The 19,861-nt window shown below is 63.5% G+C and carries 18 protein-coding genes and 2 rRNA genes (1 of these 20 running past the window's edge); 12 read left to right on the forward strand and 8 right to left on the reverse strand.

Annotated elements, in window-relative coordinates:
- The 3 genes from NMB43_RS06705 to NMB43_RS06715 all read left to right on the forward strand — a co-directional run.
- Nucleotides 1-2,349, forward strand: a 23S ribosomal RNA gene (locus NMB43_RS06705); it begins 536 nt to the left of the window's first position.
- 122 nt (nucleotides 2,350-2,471) lie between these two features.
- Nucleotides 2,472-2,585: ribosomal RNA gene (gene rrf, locus NMB43_RS06710) — 5S ribosomal RNA — on the forward strand.
- Nucleotides 2,586-2,785: 200 nt separating this feature from the next.
- On the forward strand, nucleotides 2,786-3,019 hold the full coding sequence (locus NMB43_RS06715; RefSeq protein ID WP_494351375.1) for a DUF2789 domain-containing protein: 234 nt from the start codon (nucleotides 2,786-2,788) through the stop codon (nucleotides 3,017-3,019).
- Between the two features lie 33 nt (nucleotides 3,020-3,052).
- Here NMB43_RS06715 and NMB43_RS06720 read toward each other — a convergent pair whose 3' ends face one another.
- The 3 genes from NMB43_RS06720 to NMB43_RS06730 form a co-directional block, all read right to left on the reverse strand.
- A complete protein-coding gene (locus NMB43_RS06720; protein ID WP_494351376.1) occupies nucleotides 3,053-3,598 on the reverse strand; it encodes an acyloxyacyl hydrolase in 546 nt (181 codons plus the stop codon).
- Between the two features lie 65 nt (nucleotides 3,599-3,663).
- Nucleotides 3,664-4,218 (reverse strand): flavodoxin, encoded by a 555-nt coding sequence (locus NMB43_RS06725; protein WP_494351377.1) that lies wholly within the window; start codon nucleotides 4,216-4,218, stop codon nucleotides 3,664-3,666.
- Between the two features lie 180 nt (nucleotides 4,219-4,398).
- Complete coding sequence (locus NMB43_RS06730) at nucleotides 4,399-5,037, reverse strand: RpiB/LacA/LacB family sugar-phosphate isomerase (protein WP_494351378.1); 639 nt, start codon at nucleotides 5,035-5,037, stop codon at nucleotides 4,399-4,401.
- A 330-nt stretch (nucleotides 5,038-5,367) separates the two neighbouring features.
- Between NMB43_RS06730 and NMB43_RS06735 the strand changes: the two genes are divergently transcribed.
- The 8 genes from NMB43_RS06735 to hflX all read left to right on the forward strand — a co-directional run bounded on the left by NMB43_RS06735 (nucleotide 5,368) and on the right by hflX (nucleotide 12,938).
- Nucleotides 5,368-7,308, forward strand: coding sequence for a B12-binding domain-containing radical SAM protein (locus NMB43_RS06735; protein WP_494351379.1), 1,941 nt, complete (start codon nucleotides 5,368-5,370; stop codon nucleotides 7,306-7,308).
- Nucleotides 7,305-7,520, forward strand: coding sequence for a DUF3820 family protein (locus NMB43_RS06740; RefSeq protein WP_494351380.1), 216 nt, complete (start codon nucleotides 7,305-7,307; stop codon nucleotides 7,518-7,520). The genes NMB43_RS06735 and NMB43_RS06740 overlap by 4 nt, the downstream gene beginning before the upstream one ends.
- A gap of 208 nt (nucleotides 7,521-7,728) precedes the next feature.
- The gene (locus NMB43_RS06745; protein ID WP_494351381.1) at nucleotides 7,729-8,052 is read left to right on the forward strand and encodes a YbjQ family protein; all 324 of its coding nucleotides are present in this window, start codon (nucleotides 7,729-7,731) and stop codon (nucleotides 8,050-8,052) included.
- Nucleotides 8,053-8,056: 4 nt separating this feature from the next.
- Nucleotides 8,057-8,533: a YbjQ family protein gene (locus NMB43_RS06750; RefSeq protein WP_494351382.1), complete on the forward strand. Its 477-nt coding sequence runs from the start codon at nucleotides 8,057-8,059 to the stop codon at nucleotides 8,531-8,533.
- Nucleotides 8,534-8,535: 2 nt separating this feature from the next.
- Nucleotides 8,536-9,387 carry a M48 family metallopeptidase gene (locus tag NMB43_RS06755; protein WP_494351383.1) on the forward strand — a complete coding sequence of 284 codons (852 nt, stop codon included), beginning with the start codon at nucleotides 8,536-8,538 and terminating at the stop codon, nucleotides 9,385-9,387.
- Between the two features lie 115 nt (nucleotides 9,388-9,502).
- Nucleotides 9,503-10,093 (forward strand): hypothetical protein, encoded by a 591-nt coding sequence (locus NMB43_RS06760; RefSeq protein WP_494351384.1) that lies wholly within the window; start codon nucleotides 9,503-9,505, stop codon nucleotides 10,091-10,093.
- Nucleotides 10,094-11,473, forward strand: a complete 1,380-nt coding sequence (gene dbpA / locus NMB43_RS06765) for an ATP-dependent RNA helicase DbpA (protein WP_494351385.1) — start codon at nucleotides 10,094-10,096, stop codon at nucleotides 11,471-11,473.
- A 112-nt stretch (nucleotides 11,474-11,585) separates the two neighbouring features.
- Complete coding sequence (hflX, locus tag NMB43_RS06770; protein WP_494351386.1) at nucleotides 11,586-12,938, forward strand: GTPase HflX; 1,353 nt, start codon at nucleotides 11,586-11,588, stop codon at nucleotides 12,936-12,938.
- A gap of 203 nt (nucleotides 12,939-13,141) precedes the next feature.
- Here hflX and NMB43_RS06775 read toward each other — a convergent pair whose 3' ends face one another.
- Nucleotides 13,142-14,401, reverse strand: a complete 1,260-nt coding sequence (locus NMB43_RS06775) for a pectate lyase (protein ID WP_494351387.1) — start codon at nucleotides 14,399-14,401, stop codon at nucleotides 13,142-13,144.
- Between the two features lie 284 nt (nucleotides 14,402-14,685).
- On the opposite strand from NMB43_RS06775, the gene NMB43_RS06780 reads away from it, so the two are divergent.
- On the forward strand, nucleotides 14,686-15,543 hold the full coding sequence (locus NMB43_RS06780) for an amino acid ABC transporter substrate-binding protein (protein ID WP_494351388.1): 858 nt from the start codon (nucleotides 14,686-14,688) through the stop codon (nucleotides 15,541-15,543).
- Between the two features lie 165 nt (nucleotides 15,544-15,708).
- Here NMB43_RS06780 and NMB43_RS06785 read toward each other — a convergent pair whose 3' ends face one another.
- The 4 genes from NMB43_RS06785 to NMB43_RS06800 all read right to left on the reverse strand — a co-directional run bounded on the left by NMB43_RS06785 (nucleotide 15,709) and on the right by NMB43_RS06800 (nucleotide 19,643).
- Nucleotides 15,709-16,545, reverse strand: a complete 837-nt coding sequence (locus NMB43_RS06785) for a flagellin N-terminal helical domain-containing protein (protein WP_494351389.1) — start codon at nucleotides 16,543-16,545, stop codon at nucleotides 15,709-15,711.
- Nucleotides 16,546-16,730: 185 nt separating this feature from the next.
- Nucleotides 16,731-17,561 carry a flagellin N-terminal helical domain-containing protein gene (locus NMB43_RS06790; RefSeq protein WP_494351390.1) on the reverse strand — a complete coding sequence of 277 codons (831 nt, stop codon included), beginning with the start codon at nucleotides 17,559-17,561 and terminating at the stop codon, nucleotides 16,731-16,733.
- Nucleotides 17,562-17,745: 184 nt separating this feature from the next.
- Nucleotides 17,746-18,594 carry a flagellin N-terminal helical domain-containing protein gene (locus NMB43_RS06795; RefSeq protein ID WP_494351391.1) on the reverse strand — a complete coding sequence of 283 codons (849 nt, stop codon included), beginning with the start codon at nucleotides 18,592-18,594 and terminating at the stop codon, nucleotides 17,746-17,748.
- A 203-nt stretch (nucleotides 18,595-18,797) separates the two neighbouring features.
- Nucleotides 18,798-19,643, reverse strand: coding sequence for a flagellin N-terminal helical domain-containing protein (locus tag NMB43_RS06800; protein ID WP_494351392.1), 846 nt, complete (start codon nucleotides 19,641-19,643; stop codon nucleotides 18,798-18,800).
- Nucleotides 19,644-19,861: the final 218 nt, after the last annotated feature.

Genomic DNA, 19,861 nt, shown 5'->3' on the forward strand with positions numbered 1-19,861 from the left:
GCCTCGCAAGGGGTGACTGCGTACCTTTTGTATAATGGGTCAGCGACTTACGTTCAGTAGCGAGCTTAACCGGATAGGGGAGGCGTAGCGAAAGCGAGTCTGATAAGGGCGTCAGAGTTGCTGGGCGTAGACCCGAAACCAAGTGATCTATCCATGGCCAGGATGAAGGTGCGGTAACACGTACTGGAGGTCCGAACCCACTAACGTTGAAAAGTTAGGGGATGAGCTGTGGATAGGGGTGAAAGGCTAAACAAACTTGGAGATAGCTGGTTCTCCCCGAAAACTATTTAGGTAGTGCGTCGTACGGACACTTGCGGGGGTAGAGCACTGTAATCGTTGAGGGGGTCATTGCGATCTACCTCGCGATAGCAAACTCCGAATACCGCAAAGTGATATACGGCAGACAGACGGTGGGTGCTAACGTCCATCGTCAAGAGGGAAACAACCCAGACCGCCAGCTAAGGTCCCAAATGCATAGTTAAGTGGAAAACGAGGTGGGAAGGCATAGACAGCTAGGAGGTTGGCTTAGAAGCAGCCACCCTTTAAAGAAAGCGTAATAGCTCACTAGTCGAGTCGTCCTGCGCGGAAGATGTAACGGGGCTCAAACTATGAACCGAAGCTGCGGATGCACTTTTAGTGCGTGGTAGGGGAGCGTTCCGTAAGCCTGCGAAGGTGGGGTGAGAACCCTGCTGGAGGTATCGGAAGTGCGAATGCTGACATGAGTAGCGATAAAACGAGTGAAAAGCTCGTTCGCCGAAAGCCCAAGGTTTCCTACGCAACGTTCATCGGCGTAGGGTGAGTCGGCCCCTAAGGCGAGGCAGAAATGCGTAGTCGATGGGAAACAGGTGAATATTCCTGTACCGGTTCTTGATGCGATGGGGGGACGGAGAAGGTTAGGCCAGCCGGGTGTTGGATGTCCCGGTTTAAGCATGTAGGCGTGCTCTCTAGGCAAATCCGGAGAGCTTAGCTGAGGTGTGATGACGAGTCTGCTTGCAGACGAAGTGGTTGATACCCTGCTTCCAGGAAAAGCCTCTAAGCTTCAGTCAAGAATCGACCGTACCGCAAACCGACACAGGTGGGCAGGTTGAAAATACCAAGGCGCTTGAGAGAACTCAGGAGAAGGAACTCGGCAAATTGATACCGTAACTTCGGGAGAAGGTATGCCCCGGTAGCTTGTAGGAGTACATCCGAAGGGCGATGGGGCCGCAGAGAATCGGTGGCTGCGACTGTTTATTAAAAACACAGCACTCTGCAAACACGAAAGTGGACGTATAGGGTGTGACGCCTGCCCGGTGCCGGAAGGTTAAGTGATGGGGTGCAAGCTCTTGATCGAAGCCCCGGTAAACGGCGGCCGTAACTATAACGGTCCTAAGGTAGCGAAATTCCTTGTCGGGTAAGTTCCGACCTGCACGAATGGCGTAACGATGGCCACACTGTCTCCTCCTGAGACTCAGCGAAGTTGAAATGTTTGTGAAGATGCAATCTCCCCGCGGCTAGACGGAAAGACCCCATGAACCTTTACTGTAGCTTTGCATTGGACTTTGACGGGACTTGTGTAGGATAGGTGGGAGGCTTTGAAGTGAGGACGCTAGTTCTCATGGAGCCGTCCTTGAAATACCACCCTGGTGTCGTTGAGGTTCTAACCTTGGTCTGTGAATCCAGATCGGGGACCGTGCATGGTAGGCAGTTTGACTGGGGCGGTCTCCTCCCAAAAGGTAACGGAGGAGTTCGAAGGTCTCCTAGGTACGGTCGGACATCGTACTGATAGTGCAATGGCAAAAGGAGGCTTGACTGCGAGACCGACAAGTCGAGCAGGTGCGAAAGCAGGACATAGTGATCCGGTGGTTCTGTATGGAAGGGCCATCGCTCAACGGATAAAAGGTACTCTGGGGATAACAGGCTGATTCCGCCCAAGAGTTCACATCGACGGCGGAGTTTGGCACCTCGATGTCGGCTCATCACATCCTGGGGCTGTAGCCGGTCCCAAGGGTATGGCTGTTCGCCATTTAAAGTGGTACGTGAGCTGGGTTTAAAACGTCGTGAGACAGTTTGGTCCCTATCTGCCGTGGGCGTTGGAAGTTTGAGGGGGCCTGCTCCTAGTACGAGAGGACCGGAGTGGACGGATCTCTGGTGTACCGGTTGTGACGCCAGTCGCATCGCCGGGTAGCTAAATCCGGAAGAGATAACCGCTGAAAGCATCTAAGCGGGAAACTCGCCTCAAGATGAGACTTCCCTCAGGCCTTGAGCCTGCTGAAGGGTCGTTCAAGACCAGGACGTTGATAGGTCAGGTGTGGAAGCGCAGTAATGCGTTAAGCTAACTGATACTAATTGCCCGTGCGGCTTGATCCTATAACATTGAGAACACAGTGCTAACAACAGCACATCGCAGCAATCTCAACCCATACGCAAGTTGATTTGCCTTCCTTCTTTGGTCTGTTGATCATCAGAATCAGCAGATAGACAAGTTACAGTCTGACGACCATAGCGCTTCGGTACCACCCCTTCCCATCCCGAACAGGGCCGTGAAACGAAGTCGCGCCGATGATATTGTGGATTGCCCATGAGAAAGTAGGTCATCGTCAGACTACCCCATCAAAACGCCCCACTGAATCAATCAGTGGGGCGTTTTACTTTGTCCGACCAGCACACGCGCGCACGCTCTGGCTACCCAGGCCAAACCCGCAGAATCCCCCGCAAATCTCGATTCCGCAGAGAATCGAGGCCAACCGCGCAGAAGCAACAGGGGGCTTCTAGAATGAAGTTTCTCTGACTCCAGGACACAAATATGGAAGCCCCCATCCATTCAATGAGTTCTCTTTTTTCCCAACTTGGCCTGCCGGCTGAGGATAGTGCCATTACGAGCTTCATCCTGACGCATGCGCCATTACCGCCAGCGATTGCGTTGCAGGATGCGCCCTTCTGGACGCACGCCCAGCGCACCTTGTTGCAGAGTGAGTTGTGTGTCGATGCAGACTGGGCTGGGGTGATCGACGAGCTCAATGTGCGGCTGCGCGCCTGACGTCTGGTGAGCGTTCTGGCAAATCCAGAGGGCTCAGAAGCGGTAGATCAGCTCGAGCATGTGAAAGTCCGCGCCTATGGTGTGCTCGCCGTAGAGCCCCGCGTCGGAGTAATGCATGAAGCGGTAGCCGATTCCCCAAGAGCGATACAGGGGGAGGGACAAGCCGGCGCTTAACGCGAACTGCAGCTGCCCGCCGAAATCCTGTTGTGAGAACTGATGACGGCTCAGCCAGGCTGCGCCGAGGCCCAAGTCCAGCGTGTAGCGGCCGTCTTGGCTGCCCAGCGCCAACAGGGGCAGGGCGGACAGCACCATGGCTGAGTCGCTGGCGCCTTGCATCCAGCCCGCGCTAGCGAGCAGCCGGCTACCGATGCCCCAGCCGGATGTGCCATAGCTCGTCCAGGGCAGGTTCCAGGTGGCGAAGATATCCACCTCTTCGAAGCGTTCGGGTTGCTCGACACCGATGACCCGCTCGCCCCCAACACGCATGCGGGTACCCAGGTTCTCCGGCTCGAATGCCTGAGCGCCTGCGCATGGCGCCAGCACCATCGCCAGCCTAGTCATGAATTGTTGCCCGCCCATGGCCTCGCCGCTCGTCCTGTCTACTCCCGTATGCAGCCTAGTCGACGGAGTTTGCTAGCGCATGTTCAGGCTGTGTTGGCCAGGCGCGCCAGCAGCAAGGGCTTGACCTGGGTGACCCAGGTGTCGATGCGCGCTTCAGTGTGCATGCTTTGTGTTCGCTGGTCGATGACGAGACCGACGAAGCGTTCGTCGAGAACCGCTGCGGAGTGCTCGAACTGGTAGCCATCCGTGCTCCAGTGTCCGACGATGTCCGCTCCGAAGCCCTGGAAAACGTCATGCAGCCGTCGCAGCGAACTGGCAAAACGTTCGCTGTAGCGTTCCTGCGCGCCCAGTCCGAAGAAGGCGATGCGCTTGCCGTGAAAATCGGGGGCGGACATCCGGGCCAGAAACTCTTCCCAGTTCGCCTCCAGGCAACCGGCCGTGCGCCCGGGGATCTGGCCCACACCGTAGCTGGGTGTGCCGAGGATCAGTGCGTCATAGCGCAGCATGTCCGCAGGCGTGATGCGATTGACGTTGAGCGGTTTGTCCGCGATCTCGTCGCCGAGGCGGGCATGGATTTTCTTGGCCACCAATCGTGTCGTGCCGGTCTCGGTCCCGAAGAAGATACCGATCTTGCTCATGTAGCGCTCCCTGTGCGTGTGGCGGGCTTTGTCGCGGACGCGACGACAATCGCGCCAGCAGGGCTGCGACCGCAGCCTGCTTAGCAAGCTCAGGCAAGAAACATGCTGTGTCGGGACAGAAAAAAAGCCCGCCAGAGGCGGGCTTTTGTCATCGCGTGGGGCAATCGCCCCAAGCCGACATCAGGCCAACACGCTCTTGATATAGGTGGCGATGGCGTCGTCCTTGGCGTTGGCGAAGAAGAACTCCTGGAACTTCTCGCCGGCGATGGCGGACTTCAGCAGATCCTGGTCGATGGCCTTCAGGGCGTCGACGAAGTTCTTGGTAGTGGCGGCCTTCACATCCTTCAGGATGCCGCGGTTCTTTGCCATGATGGCGGCGCGTTCCTTCGGGTAGCCCAGACCACGCTCGCCGTCGAACAGCTTGCGGTAGCAGTCTTGCAGGTTCAGCTCGGCGGCCCAGCCAAAGCCCTTGGCGTAGGGCATGGAGATGGCGTTGCCGTCGTTGATCTGGCCGAACAGGAAGGCGTCGGTCGGATCGATCACCAGGCCGCAGAACACGCCGGGCATGGAGTTACAGGCCAGCATTGCGCCCATGCCGGTGCCGCAGCCGGTCACGACGAAGTCGGCGGCCTTGGAGTTCAGCAGGATGCCGGCCAGGATGCCGTTCATCACGTAGGTGAGCGAAGCCTTGTCTTCCGGCGTGTACATGCCGTAGTGGAACACTTGGTGGCCCAGGGGCTCGGCGACGCTCTTCAGTGCGTTGTGAACGATTTCCGACTTGGCGGCTTGGCTGTTTTCGATGATCAGCGCGATCTTCATGGGGTTTACCTTTCTGTAACGACGCGGGGCGTCGGTTTCGGGTGGATGGTGGCTGCCTCCGTGGCAAGACCCGGGACAGAACACGGGCGCGGCTCAAGAAGCAAACCGGGCGGGAATGCGCGAGGGTAAACCCGGCCGGCGACAAACGCAAATCCTGCGTGCGCACTGGCCGCCTTGCCTTGTGTGGCGTCAAGCCTGCCATGGGTTGGCACGGGCCAGGGCGATTGCGTGTTGAGGCGGGGCAGGGCAGGGCCGCCCGCTATAATCCGCCATCCCTTCGGCCACCCCCGTTTCCGCCGCCAGCCTGTATGTGAATGGGCGGCATCCCGCATGTCGACTGCAGACTCCAGCCCCGCCGCTTTTACCGCGTCACCTCGCGTGCTGTCCGTCATCCCGCCGATGACGCAGCTCAACACGCCGTATCCGTCCACCGCCTACCTGACGGGCTTCCTGCGTTCGCGCGGGGTGGATGCGGTGCAGACGGATCTGGCGCTGGCGCTGGTCTTGCGCCTGCTGTCGCGCGAGGGCCTGGTGGCGATCCGCGAGCATGCCGAGGCGATGCCCCTGCGCAATCGCAGCCATGCGGTGGAGAGCTTCCTCGCGCAGTACGCGCGCTATCACGCCACTATCGGGCCGGTGATCGCCTTCCTGCAGGGGCGCGATCCGACCCTGGGGCATCGCATCAGCGGGCGGGGCTTCCTGCCTGAGGGGCCGCGCTTTTCCTCGCTGGACCAGTACATCGACCCGGAGGGCGGCGATCCGTTGGCGTGGGCCTTCGGTGCGCTGGGCACGATGGACCGCGCACGTCACCTCGCCACGCTGTACCTCAACGATCTGGCCGATGTGCTACGCGAGGCGGTGGACCCGCGCTTCGAGTTCGTGCGCTATGCCGAATCCCTGGCGCAGAGCCAGCCGAGCTTCGATCCGCTGGCGCAGGCGCTCACGGCTTCGCGCAATCTCGTCGACGAGACGCTGCATGCGCTGACGCTGGATGCGCTGGCCCAGCACACCCCCCAAGTGGTGTTGCTGTCGGTGCCGTTCCCCGGCTCGGTGTATGCCGCCTTCCGCATCGCGCAGAGCATCAAGGCGCATGACGCGAGCATCGTCACCGTGCTGGGGGGTGGTTTCGTGAATACCGAGCTGCGCGAGCTGGCCGAGCCGCGGGTGTTCGACTATTTCGATTTCGTCACGCTGGACGGCGGCGAGCGCCCGCTGCTGGCGCTGCTGGAGCATGTGCAGGGCAAGCGCTCGGCCGCGCGCCTGGTGCGTACCTTCCACCGAGATGGCGAGGGTGAGGTGCGCTACGCCAACTGGCAGGAGCCGGACATCGCCTTCGCCGAGGTCGGCACGCCGACCTGGGACGGCCTGCCGCTGGACCGCTACCTGTCGGTGCTCGACATGCTCAACCCCATGCACCGGCTGTGGAGCGATGGGCGCTGGAACAAGCTGACCGTGGCGCACGGCTGTTACTGGAAGAAGTGCAGCTTCTGTGATGTGAGCCTGGACTACATCTCACGCTACGACGGCGTGGCGGCCAGCACCCTGGTCGACCGCATCGAGACCATCGTGGCCGAAACGGGGCAGACCGGCTTCCACTTCGTCGACGAGGCTGCGCCGCCCAAGGCGCTGCGCGCACTGTCGGCCGAGCTGCTGGCGCGCAATGTGCCGATCTCGTGGTGGGGCAACATCCGCTTCGAGAAGAGCTTCACGCCGGAGCTGTGCCAGTCGATGGCGGATGCCGGCTGCATCGCGGTGTCGGGCGGGCTGGAAGTGGCTTCCGACCGTCTGCTCACACTGATGAAGAAGGGCGTGTCGGTCGATCAGGTGGCGCGCGTCACGCATGCCTTCACCGAGGCCGGCATCCTGGTGCACGCCTACCTGATGTATGGTTTTCCGACGCAGACCGTGCAGGACACCGTGGACGCGCTGGAGTATGTGCGCCAGCTCTTCGATGCCGGCTGCATCCAGTCCGGCTTCTTCCACCGCTTCAGTTGCACCGTGCATTCGCCGGTGGGCAAGAGTCCCGAGGAGTACGGCATCGAGCTGGTTCCCTTGCCGCCCACCACGTTCGCGCGCAACGACGTGGGCTTCATCGACCCTACGGGTGTCGATCACGACGCGCTGGGCGTCGCGCTCAACAAGGCGCTCTACAACTACATGCACGGCATCGGGCTGGAGGAGGATGTGCGCAGCTGGTTCAGCGGCCGCGTGCCGCGCACCACCGTGCCGCGCAACTTCATCGCGCGGGCGCTGCAGGCCAAAGGGCGATGAATCCGCAGGACCTGGAGCTGCTCGTGACGCGTGAGATGCCCTTCGGCAAGCACAAGGGCACGCTGATTGCTGACCTGCCCGGGCATTACCTCGCCTGGTTCGCGCGCGAGGGCTTTCCCAAGGGCGAGATCGGGCGCCTGCTGGCGCTGATGCATGAGCTCGACCACAACGGGCTCAAGGCCTTGCTCACGCCCTTGCGGCGTCGTGGCTGAGGCGGGCTTTTCGAGCCATCGCGCTGATTGCTTGTTTTCGTCTGGATGATTGCCACGCCGTGTATGTGCATGGCATGGCCTGCGCAGGTCGGCATGTGCCCGAAGAAGCATGTCCTTGTCCCGGCTGGGCGCTATGCTGCTAGGATTTTCTCGGTTTTCGCAGTCTTGCGGACTTCATATCAACAAGATCATTTCGGGGATTCACATCATGTCGGACATTCTGCTTTCCAATCTTGAGATCGTGCCGGGCCGTCGCGTGCGCACGCACCTGGGCGTGGTGCAGGGCAGCACCGTACGGGCCAAGCATGCAGGCAAGGACATCCTGGCCGGGCTCAAGAACATCGTGGGCGGTGAACTCAAGTCCTACACCGAGCTCCTGCAGGAAGCGCGCACGCAGGCCACCGAGCGCATGGTGGAACAGGCCCGCTCGGTCGGTGCGAACGCGGTCATCAACATCCGCTACACGACCACTTCGATCACTGCCGGTGCGGCCGAGATCCTGGCTTACGGCACGGCTGTCACGCTGGAGTAAGGCCATGGACCTGCTCCTGCAGATGCCTGATTTCTTCATATTCCTGGTGCTGCTGGCACTGGGCTACTTCGTCGGGCGCGCGCGCGAGATGCGCCACTTCGCCTCCATCCGGGCGCGCGAACGCACGGTTGGCCGCCAGGTCATGGCGGTGTCGACGCGCTTTCCGCCGGCGGTGGACCAGCAGCAGGATGTGCTGCTCGTGAGTGGTGGCGTGGTCGTCGCGTCGGACTACTTCAAGCAGTTCGCTGCCGGCCTGCGCACCCTGTTCGGCGGCCGCATGCGGGTGTACGAGACGCTGCTCGACCGGGCCCGGCGTGAGGCCGTGCTGCGCCTCAAGGAAGAGGCCAAGCGCAACGGCTACACGATGGTGTTCAACCTGCGCATCGAAAGCACCAACATCACCGGGGCGAGCCGGGGAAAGGTGCCGGCCGTCGAGGCCTTCGCCTACGGCACAGCGCTGCGCGTGCGCAACCCGGCCTGAGCATGCGTTTCGAAAACCCCCAGCCGGTCGAAGACCTGCATACGGATGACATCCATCCCTTGCATGAATTCGCCTGGCTGGTGGCGGGCTGTCTCGTCCTGCTCATTGGCGGCGCATTGCTGCTGGCGCGTTTTGCTGGCGATCTGGCGGCCCGAGTGCCGTATCAGGTCGAGCGCGAATACGCCGACCGGCTGGGCCGGGCCATGCCCGAGCCTGCCAGCACGCCGGCCGCCCTGGCGGCGGAGCAGGCCTTGCGCGAGCTGGCGGCACAGGTGGCACGGGACATGGGCCTGCCGGCCGATTTCGCCTTCACGATCCACTATCACGACTCCGATGTGGCCAATGCCTTCGCCACGCTGGGCGGGCATGTCGTGGTCTTTCGCGGGCTTATCGCCCGGCTCGACAGCGAGGATGCGCTGGTCGCCGTCCTGGCGCACGAGCTGGCGCATGTCCGGCTGCGCCACCCGGCGCGGGGGCTGGGCAGTGGCATCGCGGTGGGCCTGCTGCTGAGTACCGTGTCTTCCTCCGTCGGCGGCTTTGCCGGTGAGAGCTTCAACAAGGCCGGCATGTTGCCGATGCTCCGCTTCAGCCGTGAGCAGGAGCATGACGCCGATGCCATCGCCTATGCCGTGCTGGCCAAGCGCTATGGTCATGTGGGCGGCGCCCAGGACTTGTTCCGTCTGTTCTCGCGCCTGCACGAGGGGCAGGATCGCCTCGAAATCCTCCAGACGCACCCGCTGGACGCGCAGCGCGAGGCGAGGCTGGGCGTGCTGGCGCAGCAGCAGGGCTGGCGCCTGGATGGCCCGCGTCGTCCGCTGCCGGCGCCCCTGCTGGCCTTGCGCCGGGCAGAGTAGGGCCTGTTCACGTCGATCTGCCGGGGCGGGCGCGGGTGTGCTTGCCGTCACCAGAATTTCGCCGCAGACGGGCCGCTTTCGACTACCCTCATCGACCCGCTACTGAAAGCCATCCATGCATCCGATCCACGACGCCGACCTCATCCTCCTGCTTGCTGTCACGCTCGCCAGCAAGCGCAAGCCTGCCACGGTGGAGGAGATTGCCCTTGCCCTGGGCACCCTGCAGCCGCGTCTGCCGGCCGAGGACAAGCTGCTGGACGCCTTCGCCCGCCTCAGCAGCCATGGCCTGATCCTTGCGCATGACGCCGCTTTCGCCCTGAGTGCCGAGGGCGAGACGCTGATGCGCGCGGTGCCGGCCAAGGGCGAGACGGCGGATCGTGCAGCGCAGCTCAAGCGTGGGCTGGCGGCCTTCGAGGGCGCGGCGGTGCATCCGGCCGCAGCCCCGGCCGCGGCAGACTTGAGCGCGGCCATCGCAGCCTGGCGCGCCTCCTTGCCGCCGCCGACCAAGAGCGAGAAGTTCGCCCAGCGCCAGGAAGACCGCATCGCCGAGGAGAAGGCCCGCCGCAAGGCCGAGGGCTGGCGGCCGCGTGGCGCGATGCCCGGCAAGCCGAAGGGGCCGGGGGGTGCCGGCAAGGGCGGGGGCCGCAAGCCGGCCAATCCGAATGCCGGTTTCGGCAGCCCCAAGCGCAGCACGCGTGGCCGCTGAATGAGCGTACTCCACAGTTTCGACGCGCTGCCGCTGTCGCCGGCCCAGTTGGCGACGCTGGCGCAGCTCGGCTACCACGAGATGACGCCGATCCAGGCCGCCAGTCTGCCGCTGGCGCTGGACGGCCATGACCTCATCGCCCAGGCCAAGACCGGCAGCGGCAAGACCGCCGCCTTCGCATTGCCGATGCTGGCGCGCCTCAATCCACGCTGGTTCGCGGTGCAGGGCCTGGTGCTGTGCCCCACGCGCGAGCTGGCCGAGCAGGTGGCGCAGGAAGTGCGGCGGCTGGCGCGCGGGCAGGACAACATCAAGGTCGTCACCCTGTGTGGCGGCACACCGGCCGGCCCGCAGCGCGCCAGCCTGGAGCATGGCGCACACATCGTGGTCGGCACGCCGGGCCGGGTGATGGATCACCTGGAGCGCGGCAGCCTGCAACTGCACGGGCTGGCGATGCTGGTGCTGGACGAGGCCGACCGCATGCTGGACATGGGCTTCCATGACGACATCGCGTGGGTCATCGGGCATTGCCCCGGCAGCCGCCAGACCCTGCTGTTCTCCGCCACCTACCCGGATGGCATTGCGCGCCTGGCGCTGCGCTTCCAGCGCAATCCGCAGATGGTCAAGCTGGAAGAGACGCATGCCAGCCACAAGATCCGCCAGCGCTTCTACGAGGTGACGCATGAGGGCCGCCTGCAGGCGGTGGGGGTGCTGTTGCGCCACTACCGGCCGGAGCGCGCGCTGGCCTTCTGCAACACGCGCCAGCAATGCCGCGATTTGCTCGACGCGCTGCAGGCGCAGGGCATCGAGGCGCTGGCCCTGCATGGCGAGATGGAACAGGTGGACCGCGACCAGGTGTTGATCCGCTTCGCGCACCGCAGTTGCAGCGTGCTGGTGGCCACCGACGTGGCTGCGCGCGGGCTGGACATCAAGGAGCTGGACATGGTGATCAACGTCGACACCACGCCCGACCCCGAGGTGCACGTCCACCGCGTCGGCCGCACCGGCCGGGCGGACCAGGAGGGCTGGGCGCTGACGCTGATGAGCCCCGGCGACAAGCGCCGCATCGGTGCCATCGCGCAGGCCTGCAACATCGAACCCGAATGGCATACGCTGGCCGAGCTGGCGCAGGATGATGCGCCGCTGGAGCCGCCCATGGCTACGCTGCAGATCCTGGGCGGACGCAAGGAGAAGATCCGTCCCGCCGACGTGCTCGGCGCGCTGACCGGCGAGGCCGGTTTCACGCGCGAGCAGATCGGCAAGATCAACATCACCGAGCAGAGCAGCTACGTGGCGGTCGAACGCAGCATCGCCGACGAGGTGGTGCGGCGCCTGTCCGGCGGCAAGCTCAAGGGGCGGCCGGTCAAACTGCGGCGACTGTAGCGCGGCCGGGACGAGGGCGGACTCGATCCGCGCCTGATGCCGCTTCTGGTTCCCGGCGCGCAAGCCGATGCCGGGTACACTCCACTTTCGCTTTTCATCCGATCTGTCCGCAATGTCTAGAGAAGTCCAAGAGAAACCCGTGCGCGCCGTGGTGGCCGCCGTGCAACTGCCCTCGGTCAGCGACCTGGAGTTCGAGGCTTCCCTGATGGAGTTGCGCGAGCTGGCCAAGACGCTGGGCCTGCAGGTCGTGCATACCTTCGTGCAGAAGCGCGCCAGCTTCGACACCACCGGCTACCTGGGCGTCGGCAAGCGCGAGGAGATCCACCGCTGCATCACCGGCGAACTGGGCTTCGACGAGATGGACGGCACGCCACTGGCCGTGGACCCCGAAGACGCCGACATCGAAGTCCTGCTCGTCGATCACGAGATTTCGCCCACCCAGTTGCGCAACCTGGAGCTGGCGGTGGGCGTCGAGGTGATGGACCGCACCATGGTCATCCTCGAAATCTTCCATCGCAATGCGCGCTCGCCGGCCGCCAAGGCGCAGGTCGAGATGGCGCGCCTGAGCTACATGGCGCCGCGCCTGCGCGAAGCGGCCAAGGCGGCCGGGCCGCAGGGGCGCCAGCGCAGCGGTGTGGGCGGGCGCGGTGCGGGCGAATCCGCCACCGAGCTGGACCGCCGCAAGATCCGCGATCGCATGGCCGAGCTGCAGCAGGAAATCGAGGCCATGAACGCCACCCGCGATACGCAGCGCGCACGCCGCCAGAAGGCCCAGGGCGACATCGCCACGGTGGCGCTGGTGGGCTACACGAATGCCGGCAAGTCCACGCTGATGCGCGCGCTGACCGGCAGCGAAGTGCTGGTCGCCAACAAGCTGTTTGCCACGCTGGACACGACGGTGCGCGTGCTGCACCCGGAAAGCGTGCCGCGCGTGCTGGTCAGCGATACCGTGGGCTTCATCAAGAACCTGCCGCACGGCCTGGTCGCCTCGTTCAAGTCGACCCTGGATGAAGCGCTGGACGCCGAGCTGCTGCTGCATGTGATCGACGCCAGCGATCCTGGTTTCGAGCGCCAGCGCGAGGTGACGGACCATGTGCTGGCCGAGATCGGTGCGGCCGAGGTGCCGCGCATCCGTGTCTTCAACAAGATCGACCATGTGGGCGACGAAGCCGCGCAGGCTGCCTGCGAGGCCGCGCTCAAGGCGCAGTACCCGGACTGCGTGGTGATGAGCGCGCGCCGACCCGAGGACGTGGCGCGCCTGCATGGTCTCATCGTCGCCTGGTTCCAGCGCGACCTGGTGGAGGCCGAGCTGTTCGTGCCCTGGTCGGCCCAGCAATGGCGCAAGGACATCTACGCCAGTTGCGAAGTGCTGGAGGAGCAGGCCAGCGAGGAGGGCGCCACCTTCCGCGTGCGCGGCGAGGCGGAAGCCTTGGCGCGACTGCGCGCGGCGATCGACGCGGGCTAGGGCCGCGCGGGGCGTGCGGTGCTTGGGGCGCGGCCCAGGCGTTGCACTGCCGCACAGCCGTCAAGCGCGCCGTGGCGGGTCGATGGGGCCAATCCAGGCTGCACTGTTCTGAACACGCTTGCCGACCCGGAACAAAAAAAGCCCGAGGCTGACCTCGGGCTTTTTTTTGGCGACCGTTCGGTTACGCCATCAGTACGTCCAGCTCAGTACGTCCAATTCTCCTGGATGCGATTCACCGGTGCCGGATCGGGACCATTCCCCGGGGCGATGCCGGTCTTCTTGCTGCCGCCGGTCTTGTCGACGGCAGTGATGTCTGAATGGCTCACATTGCAGGTAGCGGTATTCCATTCCGGCCCGATATTGCTCGACGAACCCGAGCCCTTCTCCACGCCCTTGTAGGTCGAGCAGACTTCGATCTCGCCGTTCCAGCGCAGCAGCAACAGATTGCGCAGGGTCGCGGTGTCGCGCGGCGAACCGTTCGAGTACGAGCTGTTCACGCCCACGATGGTCTGGTGGTTGTGAATGCGCGAGTTCTCGATGATCACCGTGCGCGGGCCCTTGTTGCCCGTGCAGTCGCCGCAGGAGCGATAGAACTTGCCACCCTTGGTCTTCCAGTTGTCCGCCACGAAGCGGGTGATGTGCAGCGTGCCCTGGCCGTTGTGCTGGAAGGTCTTGTCGGTGCCCAGGAAGGCTCCGCCGCAGTCCACGCGCATGGTCGTGCCGGCGCCGCCCTTGGCCGTCGCCGCGTCTTCACCGATGTCCTCCCACCACACGTTGGAGACATTGCAGTTGCCCACGCAGTGCACGCCGTCTGCGGCGAGGTTGCCGATCACCACGTTGCGCAGCGTCGCGCCTTCCTCCAGCAGGAACACCGGCGGCTGGCCTTCACCCTGGCCGCCATCGCTCAACTGGAAGCGCTTGCCACCACCGTCGAAAGTGGTGCCCGCCGGGACGACCTTGCTGGCGGTCAGCGGCTCCGTGCTGCTGGGCGTCACATAGGCCGGGCAGCCGGGCCAGGCAGGCAGGCTGACCGTGCCGCCGGAGGAGCTGGAGCTGGACGAGGAAGACGAACTGGAAGAGCTGGACGAACTGGAGCTGGAGCTCGAGCTGCTCGAACTGGAGCTGCTTGAACTCGAACTGGAAGAGGAGCTGGACGACGAACTGGACGAGGAACTCGAGCTGCTGGACGAGCTGGAGCTACCCGAGGGGATCGAGCATTCGTTGGTGCCGCCCGCAACCTTGGTGCCGGCGCCGAAGGTGGCTTCCGAGCAGACGAAGCTGCCGCTGAGCGTCTTGTAGGTGAACTTGTCGGCGCGGCCGAAAGCCACATTGGTCGAGGTGGCGACCGAGCAGGTCTTGTTCTCGGTACAGATGGTCACGTAACCGGCGGGTCGATTGGCGGCCCACGCGCTGGAACTCAGTCCCAGCGCGAGTGCGGCAAGCGCAATGCGTCTTGCGTTCATTCTTGTCTCCTGATTGTTTATTGGCTGATAGCCCCCGGTGTGACGGGGGTGGCATCGCGCCTGCATCCTTCTCGTGGCCGAGTCGGGGCCGGCGGGATGACCTGACAACACTGGCCGAGCATGTGATCCGAGTCAAGGCGCAGCGCAGCGTTGGGAGACGTGTGGTGGTGGGGAATGATCTGGCGCATGGCGCCCGGCGCTGACGAATGGGCCGCACCTGCCCCCTTCAGCGAGGGCACACATATACTTCCGCCACCCTCCGACTCCAGAAGAGACCCTTGCCCATGATCCGCTCCGCCTTGCTGTGCCTTGCTTGCCTGCTCATCCCCGCGATGGCGCATGCAGCTCCTCCGTCGGACGTTCTCGGGCGCATCAAGCAGGGCAAGAGCATCACCGTCGCCTACCGCACCGATGCCGCACCGTTCTCGTCCCTCGACGACAAGCAGCAGCCCGCCGGCTACAGCATCGACCTGTGCCGCAGCGTCGCCGGCTCCATTGGTGAGCAGTTGGGCGTGGGCAGCCTGCGTATCAAGTGGTTGCCAGTCAGCGCGCAGAGTCGTTTCGACGCAATCGCCAAGGGGCAGGCCGACATCGAATGCGGCGCCAGCTCGGTCACCTTGTCGCGCATGAAGCAGGTCAACTTCTCCAGCTACACCTTCATCGACGGGGTAGGCGTGCTGGTCAAGAGCAGTTCCGGCATGAAGCGCTTCGCGGAACTCGGCGGCAAGAAGATCGGCGTGGTCAGCGGCACCACCAACGAACGCTCGCTCGACCATGCGCTCAAGCGCAGCGCGTTGGCGGCCACTGTCGTAGTCGTCAAGTCGCGTGACGAGGGCTTCGCGCAACTGGAGCGCGGCGAGCTCGACGCCTTCGTGGGTGACCAGTTGTTGTTGCTGGGCCTGGCCGCCAAGGCGAAGGACCCGCAAGCCCTCAGCATGCTGGGCGACACCCTCGCGATCGAACCCTATGCGCTGGTCCTGCCGCGCAATGACGACAGTTTCCGTCTTGCCGTCAATACTGCACTGGCGCGCATCTACCGCAATGGCACCATCACCGAGATCTTCAACCAGTGGTTCGGCATGCTCGGCAAGCCGGGGATGATGGTGGAGATGAGCTATTCGCTGGGGGCGATTCCTGAATGAGCGGAGCGCGCTGTAGGCGACGCATGTTCAAGTGAGGGAACTCGCGGCAGGATTACGCCGTTGTCATGACGATGCCCAGATGCGACAAAGCCCCGGTCTCCCGGGGCTTTGTCGTTGAACCAGAGGCATCTGATGCTGCCTCGCGCTACGCGGCGTAAGCCTCGCTCAGCGCAGCAGGCTCAGCACCTGTTGCGGGCCGGCGTTGGCTTGCGCCAGCATGGCCGTGCCAGCTTGTTGCAGGATCTGCGCGCGCGACAGGTTGGCGGTTTCCGATGCGAAGTCGGCATCCACCACGCGACCACGTGCGGCCGACTGGTTCTCCACCGCGATCTGCAGCGAGGAGATCACCGCCTGGGTGCGGTTCAGCGCGGCGCCGAAGCGGGCGCGTGCGGTGGTGATCGTGTTGATCGCACTGTCCAGGGAAGTGATGGCCGCGGCAGCCAGGGACGCCATCGTGATGTCGATGCTGGTCGAGTCGATGGCAATGGCGGTGGCGGAGGAGCGCAGATCGACGGTGGACACGGTGATCTGATCGTTGCTCGTGGTGCCCGCACCCACTTGGAACGTAAAGGTGTTGGCGGACGAATTCAGCAGGGCGACGTTGTTGAACTTGGTGGCTTCGCCCAGGCGCGTGATTTCGCTCGACAGCGCGGCGAACTCCACCTGCAGGTTGCTGCGGTCGCCGGAGTTCAGCGTGCCGTTGGCAGCTTGCACGGCCAGCTCGCGCATGCGCTGCAGGTTGTCCGAAATCTGTGCGGCACCACCGTCGGCGACCTGCATCAGCGAGATCGCGTCGTTGGCGTTACGGATCGCGACGTTGAAACCCTTGACCTGCGCATTGATGCGCTCGGAGATGGCCAAGCCGGCCGCGTCGTCCTTGGCGCTGTTGATGCGCAGGCCCGAGGACAGGCGCTGCAGCGAGGTGGCCAGGCTGTTCTGCGAGCCGGTCAGGTTGCGTTGAGCGTTGAGCGACTCAACGTTCGTGTTGATGGTCATGGCCATTTTTTTGGCTCCTTCATATCGTTGCGTTTCACACTTCGGGTCGAGCGTTTCGGCCCTGCTGAGTGAGATCACTCATGGAGAGAGTTACGGACGGATCGTCGTATTTCTTGAGGCCGAAGAGACGAGCGGCATCAAGTAAAAAGGGGCGCCACGCGCCCCTTTTTACTTGATGCGAATACTGACGCTCAGCGCAGCAGGCTCAGCACCTGTTGCGGGCCGGCGTTGGCTTGCGCCAGCATGGCCGTGCCAGCTTGTTGCAGGATCTGCGCGCGCGACAGGTTGGCGGTTTCCGAGGCGAAGTCGGCATCCACCACGCGACCACGTGCGGCCGACTGGTTCTCCACCGCGATCTGCAGCGAGGAGATCACCGCCTGGGTGCGGTTGAGCGCGGCGCCGAAACGGGCGCGCGCCGTGGTGATCGTGTTGATGGCCGAATCCAGCGAGGTAATGGCGCCCAGCGCGGTCGATGCCATGGTGATATCGACAGCACCGCTGTTCAGGCCTAGCGTCGACTCACGCAGATCGGTCGTGGATACGGTGATCTGGTCGTTGCTCGTGGTGCCGGCTCCGACCTGGAAGGTGAAGGCCGACGCGGCGGAGTTCAGCAGGTCGACGTTGTTGAACTTGGTGGCTTGCGAGAGGCGGCCGATTTCAGCCGACAGCGCGACGAATTCCACCTGCAGGTTGGCGCGGTCGCCGGAGTTCAGCGTGCCGTTGGAGGCCTGCACGGCCAGCTCGCGCATGCGCTGCAGGTTGTCCGAAATCTGTGCGGCACCACCGTCGGCGACCTGCATCAGCGAGATCGCGTCGTTGGCGTTGCGGATCGCGACGTTGAAGCCCTTCACTTGCGCATTGATGCGCTCGGAGATGGCGAGGCCGGCCGCGTCGTCTTTGGCGCTGTTGATGCGCAGGCCCGAGGACAGGCGTTGCAGCGAGGTCGCCAGGCTGTTCTGCGAGCCGGTCAGGTTGCGTTGCGCGTTGAGAGACTCAACGTTGGTGTTGATGGTCATGGCCATTTTTTTGGCTCCTTCAAGTCGTTGCGTTTCACACTTGGGCCGTGTTTGTGCGGCCTGTCAGAGCAAGTTCAGCTCATGTGAGAACTAACGGTCGTGGCGAGGGTTTCTTGAGCGATTTCATGTGCTTGAACGAAAAAAAGGCGCCAGTGGCGCCTCTTTCTCTTGATGCTAAATGAATAACTTTTTAGCGCAGCAGGCTCAGCACCTGTTGCGGGCCGGCGTTGGCTTGCGCCAGCATGGCCGTGCCAGCTTGTTGCAGGATCTGCGCGCGCGACAGGTTGGCGGTTTCCGATGCGAAGTCGGCATCCACTACGCGACCACGTGCGGCCGACTGGTTCTCCACCGCGATCTGCAGCGAGGAGATCACCGCCTGGGTGCGGTTGAGCGCAGCACCGAAGCCGGCGCGCGCGGTGGTGATCGTGTTGATCGCGGCGTCCAGCGCGGTCAGTGCGGTCTGGGCACCGGCGCCGGTCGAGTCGGCGAGGTTCAGGTAACTCGCGATCGTAGTGTCGGTATGCACGCCCAGCGCGGAGGCGCGCAGGTTGGAGGTGTTCACCGTGATCTGGTCGTTGGCCGTGGTGCCGGCACCGACCTGGAAGGTGAAAGCGGTCGAAGCATTGGCCAGGGCCAGGTTATTGAACTTGGTGGCTTGCGACAGGCGTTCGATTTCCGACGACAGGGCCGCGAATTCCACTTGCAGGTTGCCGCGGTCGCCCGAGTTCAGCGTGCCGTTGGCGGCCTGCACGGCCAGCTCGCGCATGCGTTGCAGGTTGTCGGTGATCTGCTGGGCGCCACCGTCGGCGACCTGCATCAGCGAGATCGCGTCGTTGGCGTTGCGGATCGCGACGTTGAAGCCCTTCACCTGCGCGTTGATGCGCTCGGAGATGGCGAGGCCGGCCGCGTCGTCCTTGGCGCTGTTGATGCGCAGACCCGAGGACAGGCGTTGCAGCGAGGTGGCGAGGCTGTTTTGCGAACTGTTGAGATTACGCTGGGCATTCAGCGATTCAACGTTGGTGTTGATGGTCATGGCCATTTCGGGCTCCTTTGATTCATGTGCGTTTCCCACTCCGGGAGGCCTTGCAGGTCGCCCGTCAGAGTCTTTGACTCATGCTCAGAATGACGTCATCCGCACGCAATTCTTTAGGCCTAGGCTCTTGTTATTTCACAAATTATCTTGGGCCGGATCAAAAGAAACGGGGCCGCGCGGGCCCCGTTTGCGTGGTGCGTCCGACAGCGTCAGCGCAGCAGGCTCAACACCTGTTGCGGGCCGGCGTTGGCTTGCGCCAGCATGGCTGTGCCAGCCTGTTGCAGGATCTGCGCGCGCGACAGGTTGGCGGTTTCCGAGGCGAAGTCGGCATCCACCACGCGACCACGTGCGGCCGACTGGTTCTCCACCGCGATCTGCAGCGAGGAGATCACCGCCTGGGTGCGGTTGAGTGCGGCGCCGAAACCGGCGCGCGCGGTGGTGATCGTGTTGATCGCCGCGTCCAGGTTGGTGATCGCGGCCAGCGCGTTGGAGGCGGTGGAGCCGCTCAGCACGATGGTGCCGGAGTCGATGCCCAGGCCGCCGGCCGAGGTGGCGGCGCGCAGGTTCACCGTGTTGACCGTGATCTGGTCATTGGTCGTGGTGCCGGCACCCACCTGGAAGGTGAAGCTGCTCGAAGCGGAGATCAGGGCCAGGTTGTTGAACTTGGTGGCTTGCGAGAGGCGATCGATTTCGGAGCCCAGCGCAGCGAATTCCACTTGCAGGTTGGCACGGTCGCCGGAGTTCAGCGTGCCGTTGGCGGCCTGCACCGCCAGCTCGCGCATGCGCTGCAGGTTGTCGGAAATCTGTGCTGCTCCGCCGTCTGCAACCTGCATCAGCGAGATCGCGTCGTTGGCGTTGCGGATCGCGACGTTGAAGCCCTTCACCTGCGCGTTGATGCGCTCGGAGATGGCCAGGCCCGCCGCGTCGTCCTTGGCGCTGTTGATGCGCAGGCCTGAGGACAGGCGCTGCAGCGAGGTCGCCAGGCTGTTCTGCGAACCACTGAGATTGCGTTGCGCGTTGAGTGACTCAACGTTGGTGTTGATGGTCATGGCCATGGTGCAACTCCTAGTTATGTGCGTTTCTCACTTCCGATCGTCTTTCGATCGTCGGGAGCGTTTCCAAGTCTTGCAAGCACTTACGGATGCCGGGTTCAAAACTTTAATTTGAGGGGTTTTCCCCCTGCATTTCCGTGCTTGGTTCCATCTACGGTTCCGCTAACGCCACCTGAAGGGTTACTCCGGCTGCTTGGCGCCGACTGGTCGAATTGAGCCTG

The organism is Uliginosibacterium sangjuense (assembly GCF_059132465.1).

Coding starts and splice junctions, on each gene's coding strand:
- NMB43_RS06780 (WP_494351388.1), top strand. CDS start 14,686: ATGATCCGCTCCGCCTTGCTGTGCCTTGCTTGCCTGCTCATCCCCGCG.
- NMB43_RS06800 (WP_494351392.1), bottom strand. CDS start 19,643: ATGGCCATGACCATCAACACCAACGTTGAGTCACTCAACGCGCAACGC.
- NMB43_RS06790 (WP_494351390.1), bottom strand. CDS start 17,561: ATGGCCATGACCATCAACACCAACGTTGAGTCTCTCAACGCGCAACGC.
- NMB43_RS06735 (WP_494351379.1), top strand. CDS start 5,368: ATGTCGACTGCAGACTCCAGCCCCGCCGCTTTTACCGCGTCACCTCGC.
- NMB43_RS06785 (WP_494351389.1), bottom strand. CDS start 16,545: ATGGCCATGACCATCAACACGAACGTTGAGTCGCTCAACGCTCAACGC.
- NMB43_RS06720 (WP_494351376.1), bottom strand. CDS start 3,598: ATGGGCGGGCAACAATTCATGACTAGGCTGGCGATGGTGCTGGCGCCA.
- NMB43_RS06740 (WP_494351380.1), top strand. CDS start 7,305: ATGAATCCGCAGGACCTGGAGCTGCTCGTGACGCGTGAGATGCCCTTC.
- NMB43_RS06725 (WP_494351377.1), bottom strand. CDS start 4,218: ATGAGCAAGATCGGTATCTTCTTCGGGACCGAGACCGGCACGACACGA.
- NMB43_RS06745 (WP_494351381.1), top strand. CDS start 7,729: ATGTCGGACATTCTGCTTTCCAATCTTGAGATCGTGCCGGGCCGTCGC.
- NMB43_RS06750 (WP_494351382.1), top strand. CDS start 8,057: ATGGACCTGCTCCTGCAGATGCCTGATTTCTTCATATTCCTGGTGCTG.
- NMB43_RS06755 (WP_494351383.1), top strand. CDS start 8,536: ATGCGTTTCGAAAACCCCCAGCCGGTCGAAGACCTGCATACGGATGAC.
- NMB43_RS06730 (WP_494351378.1), bottom strand. CDS start 5,037: ATGAAGATCGCGCTGATCATCGAAAACAGCCAAGCCGCCAAGTCGGAA.
- NMB43_RS06795 (WP_494351391.1), bottom strand. CDS start 18,594: ATGGCCATGACCATCAACACCAACGTTGAATCGCTGAATGCCCAGCGT.
- NMB43_RS06715 (WP_494351375.1), top strand. CDS start 2,786: ATGGAAGCCCCCATCCATTCAATGAGTTCTCTTTTTTCCCAACTTGGC.
- hflX (WP_494351386.1), top strand. CDS start 11,586: ATGTCTAGAGAAGTCCAAGAGAAACCCGTGCGCGCCGTGGTGGCCGCC.
- NMB43_RS06760 (WP_494351384.1), top strand. CDS start 9,503: ATGCATCCGATCCACGACGCCGACCTCATCCTCCTGCTTGCTGTCACG.
- NMB43_RS06775 (WP_494351387.1), bottom strand. CDS start 14,401: ATGAACGCAAGACGCATTGCGCTTGCCGCACTCGCGCTGGGACTGAGT.
- dbpA (WP_494351385.1), top strand. CDS start 10,094: ATGAGCGTACTCCACAGTTTCGACGCGCTGCCGCTGTCGCCGGCCCAG.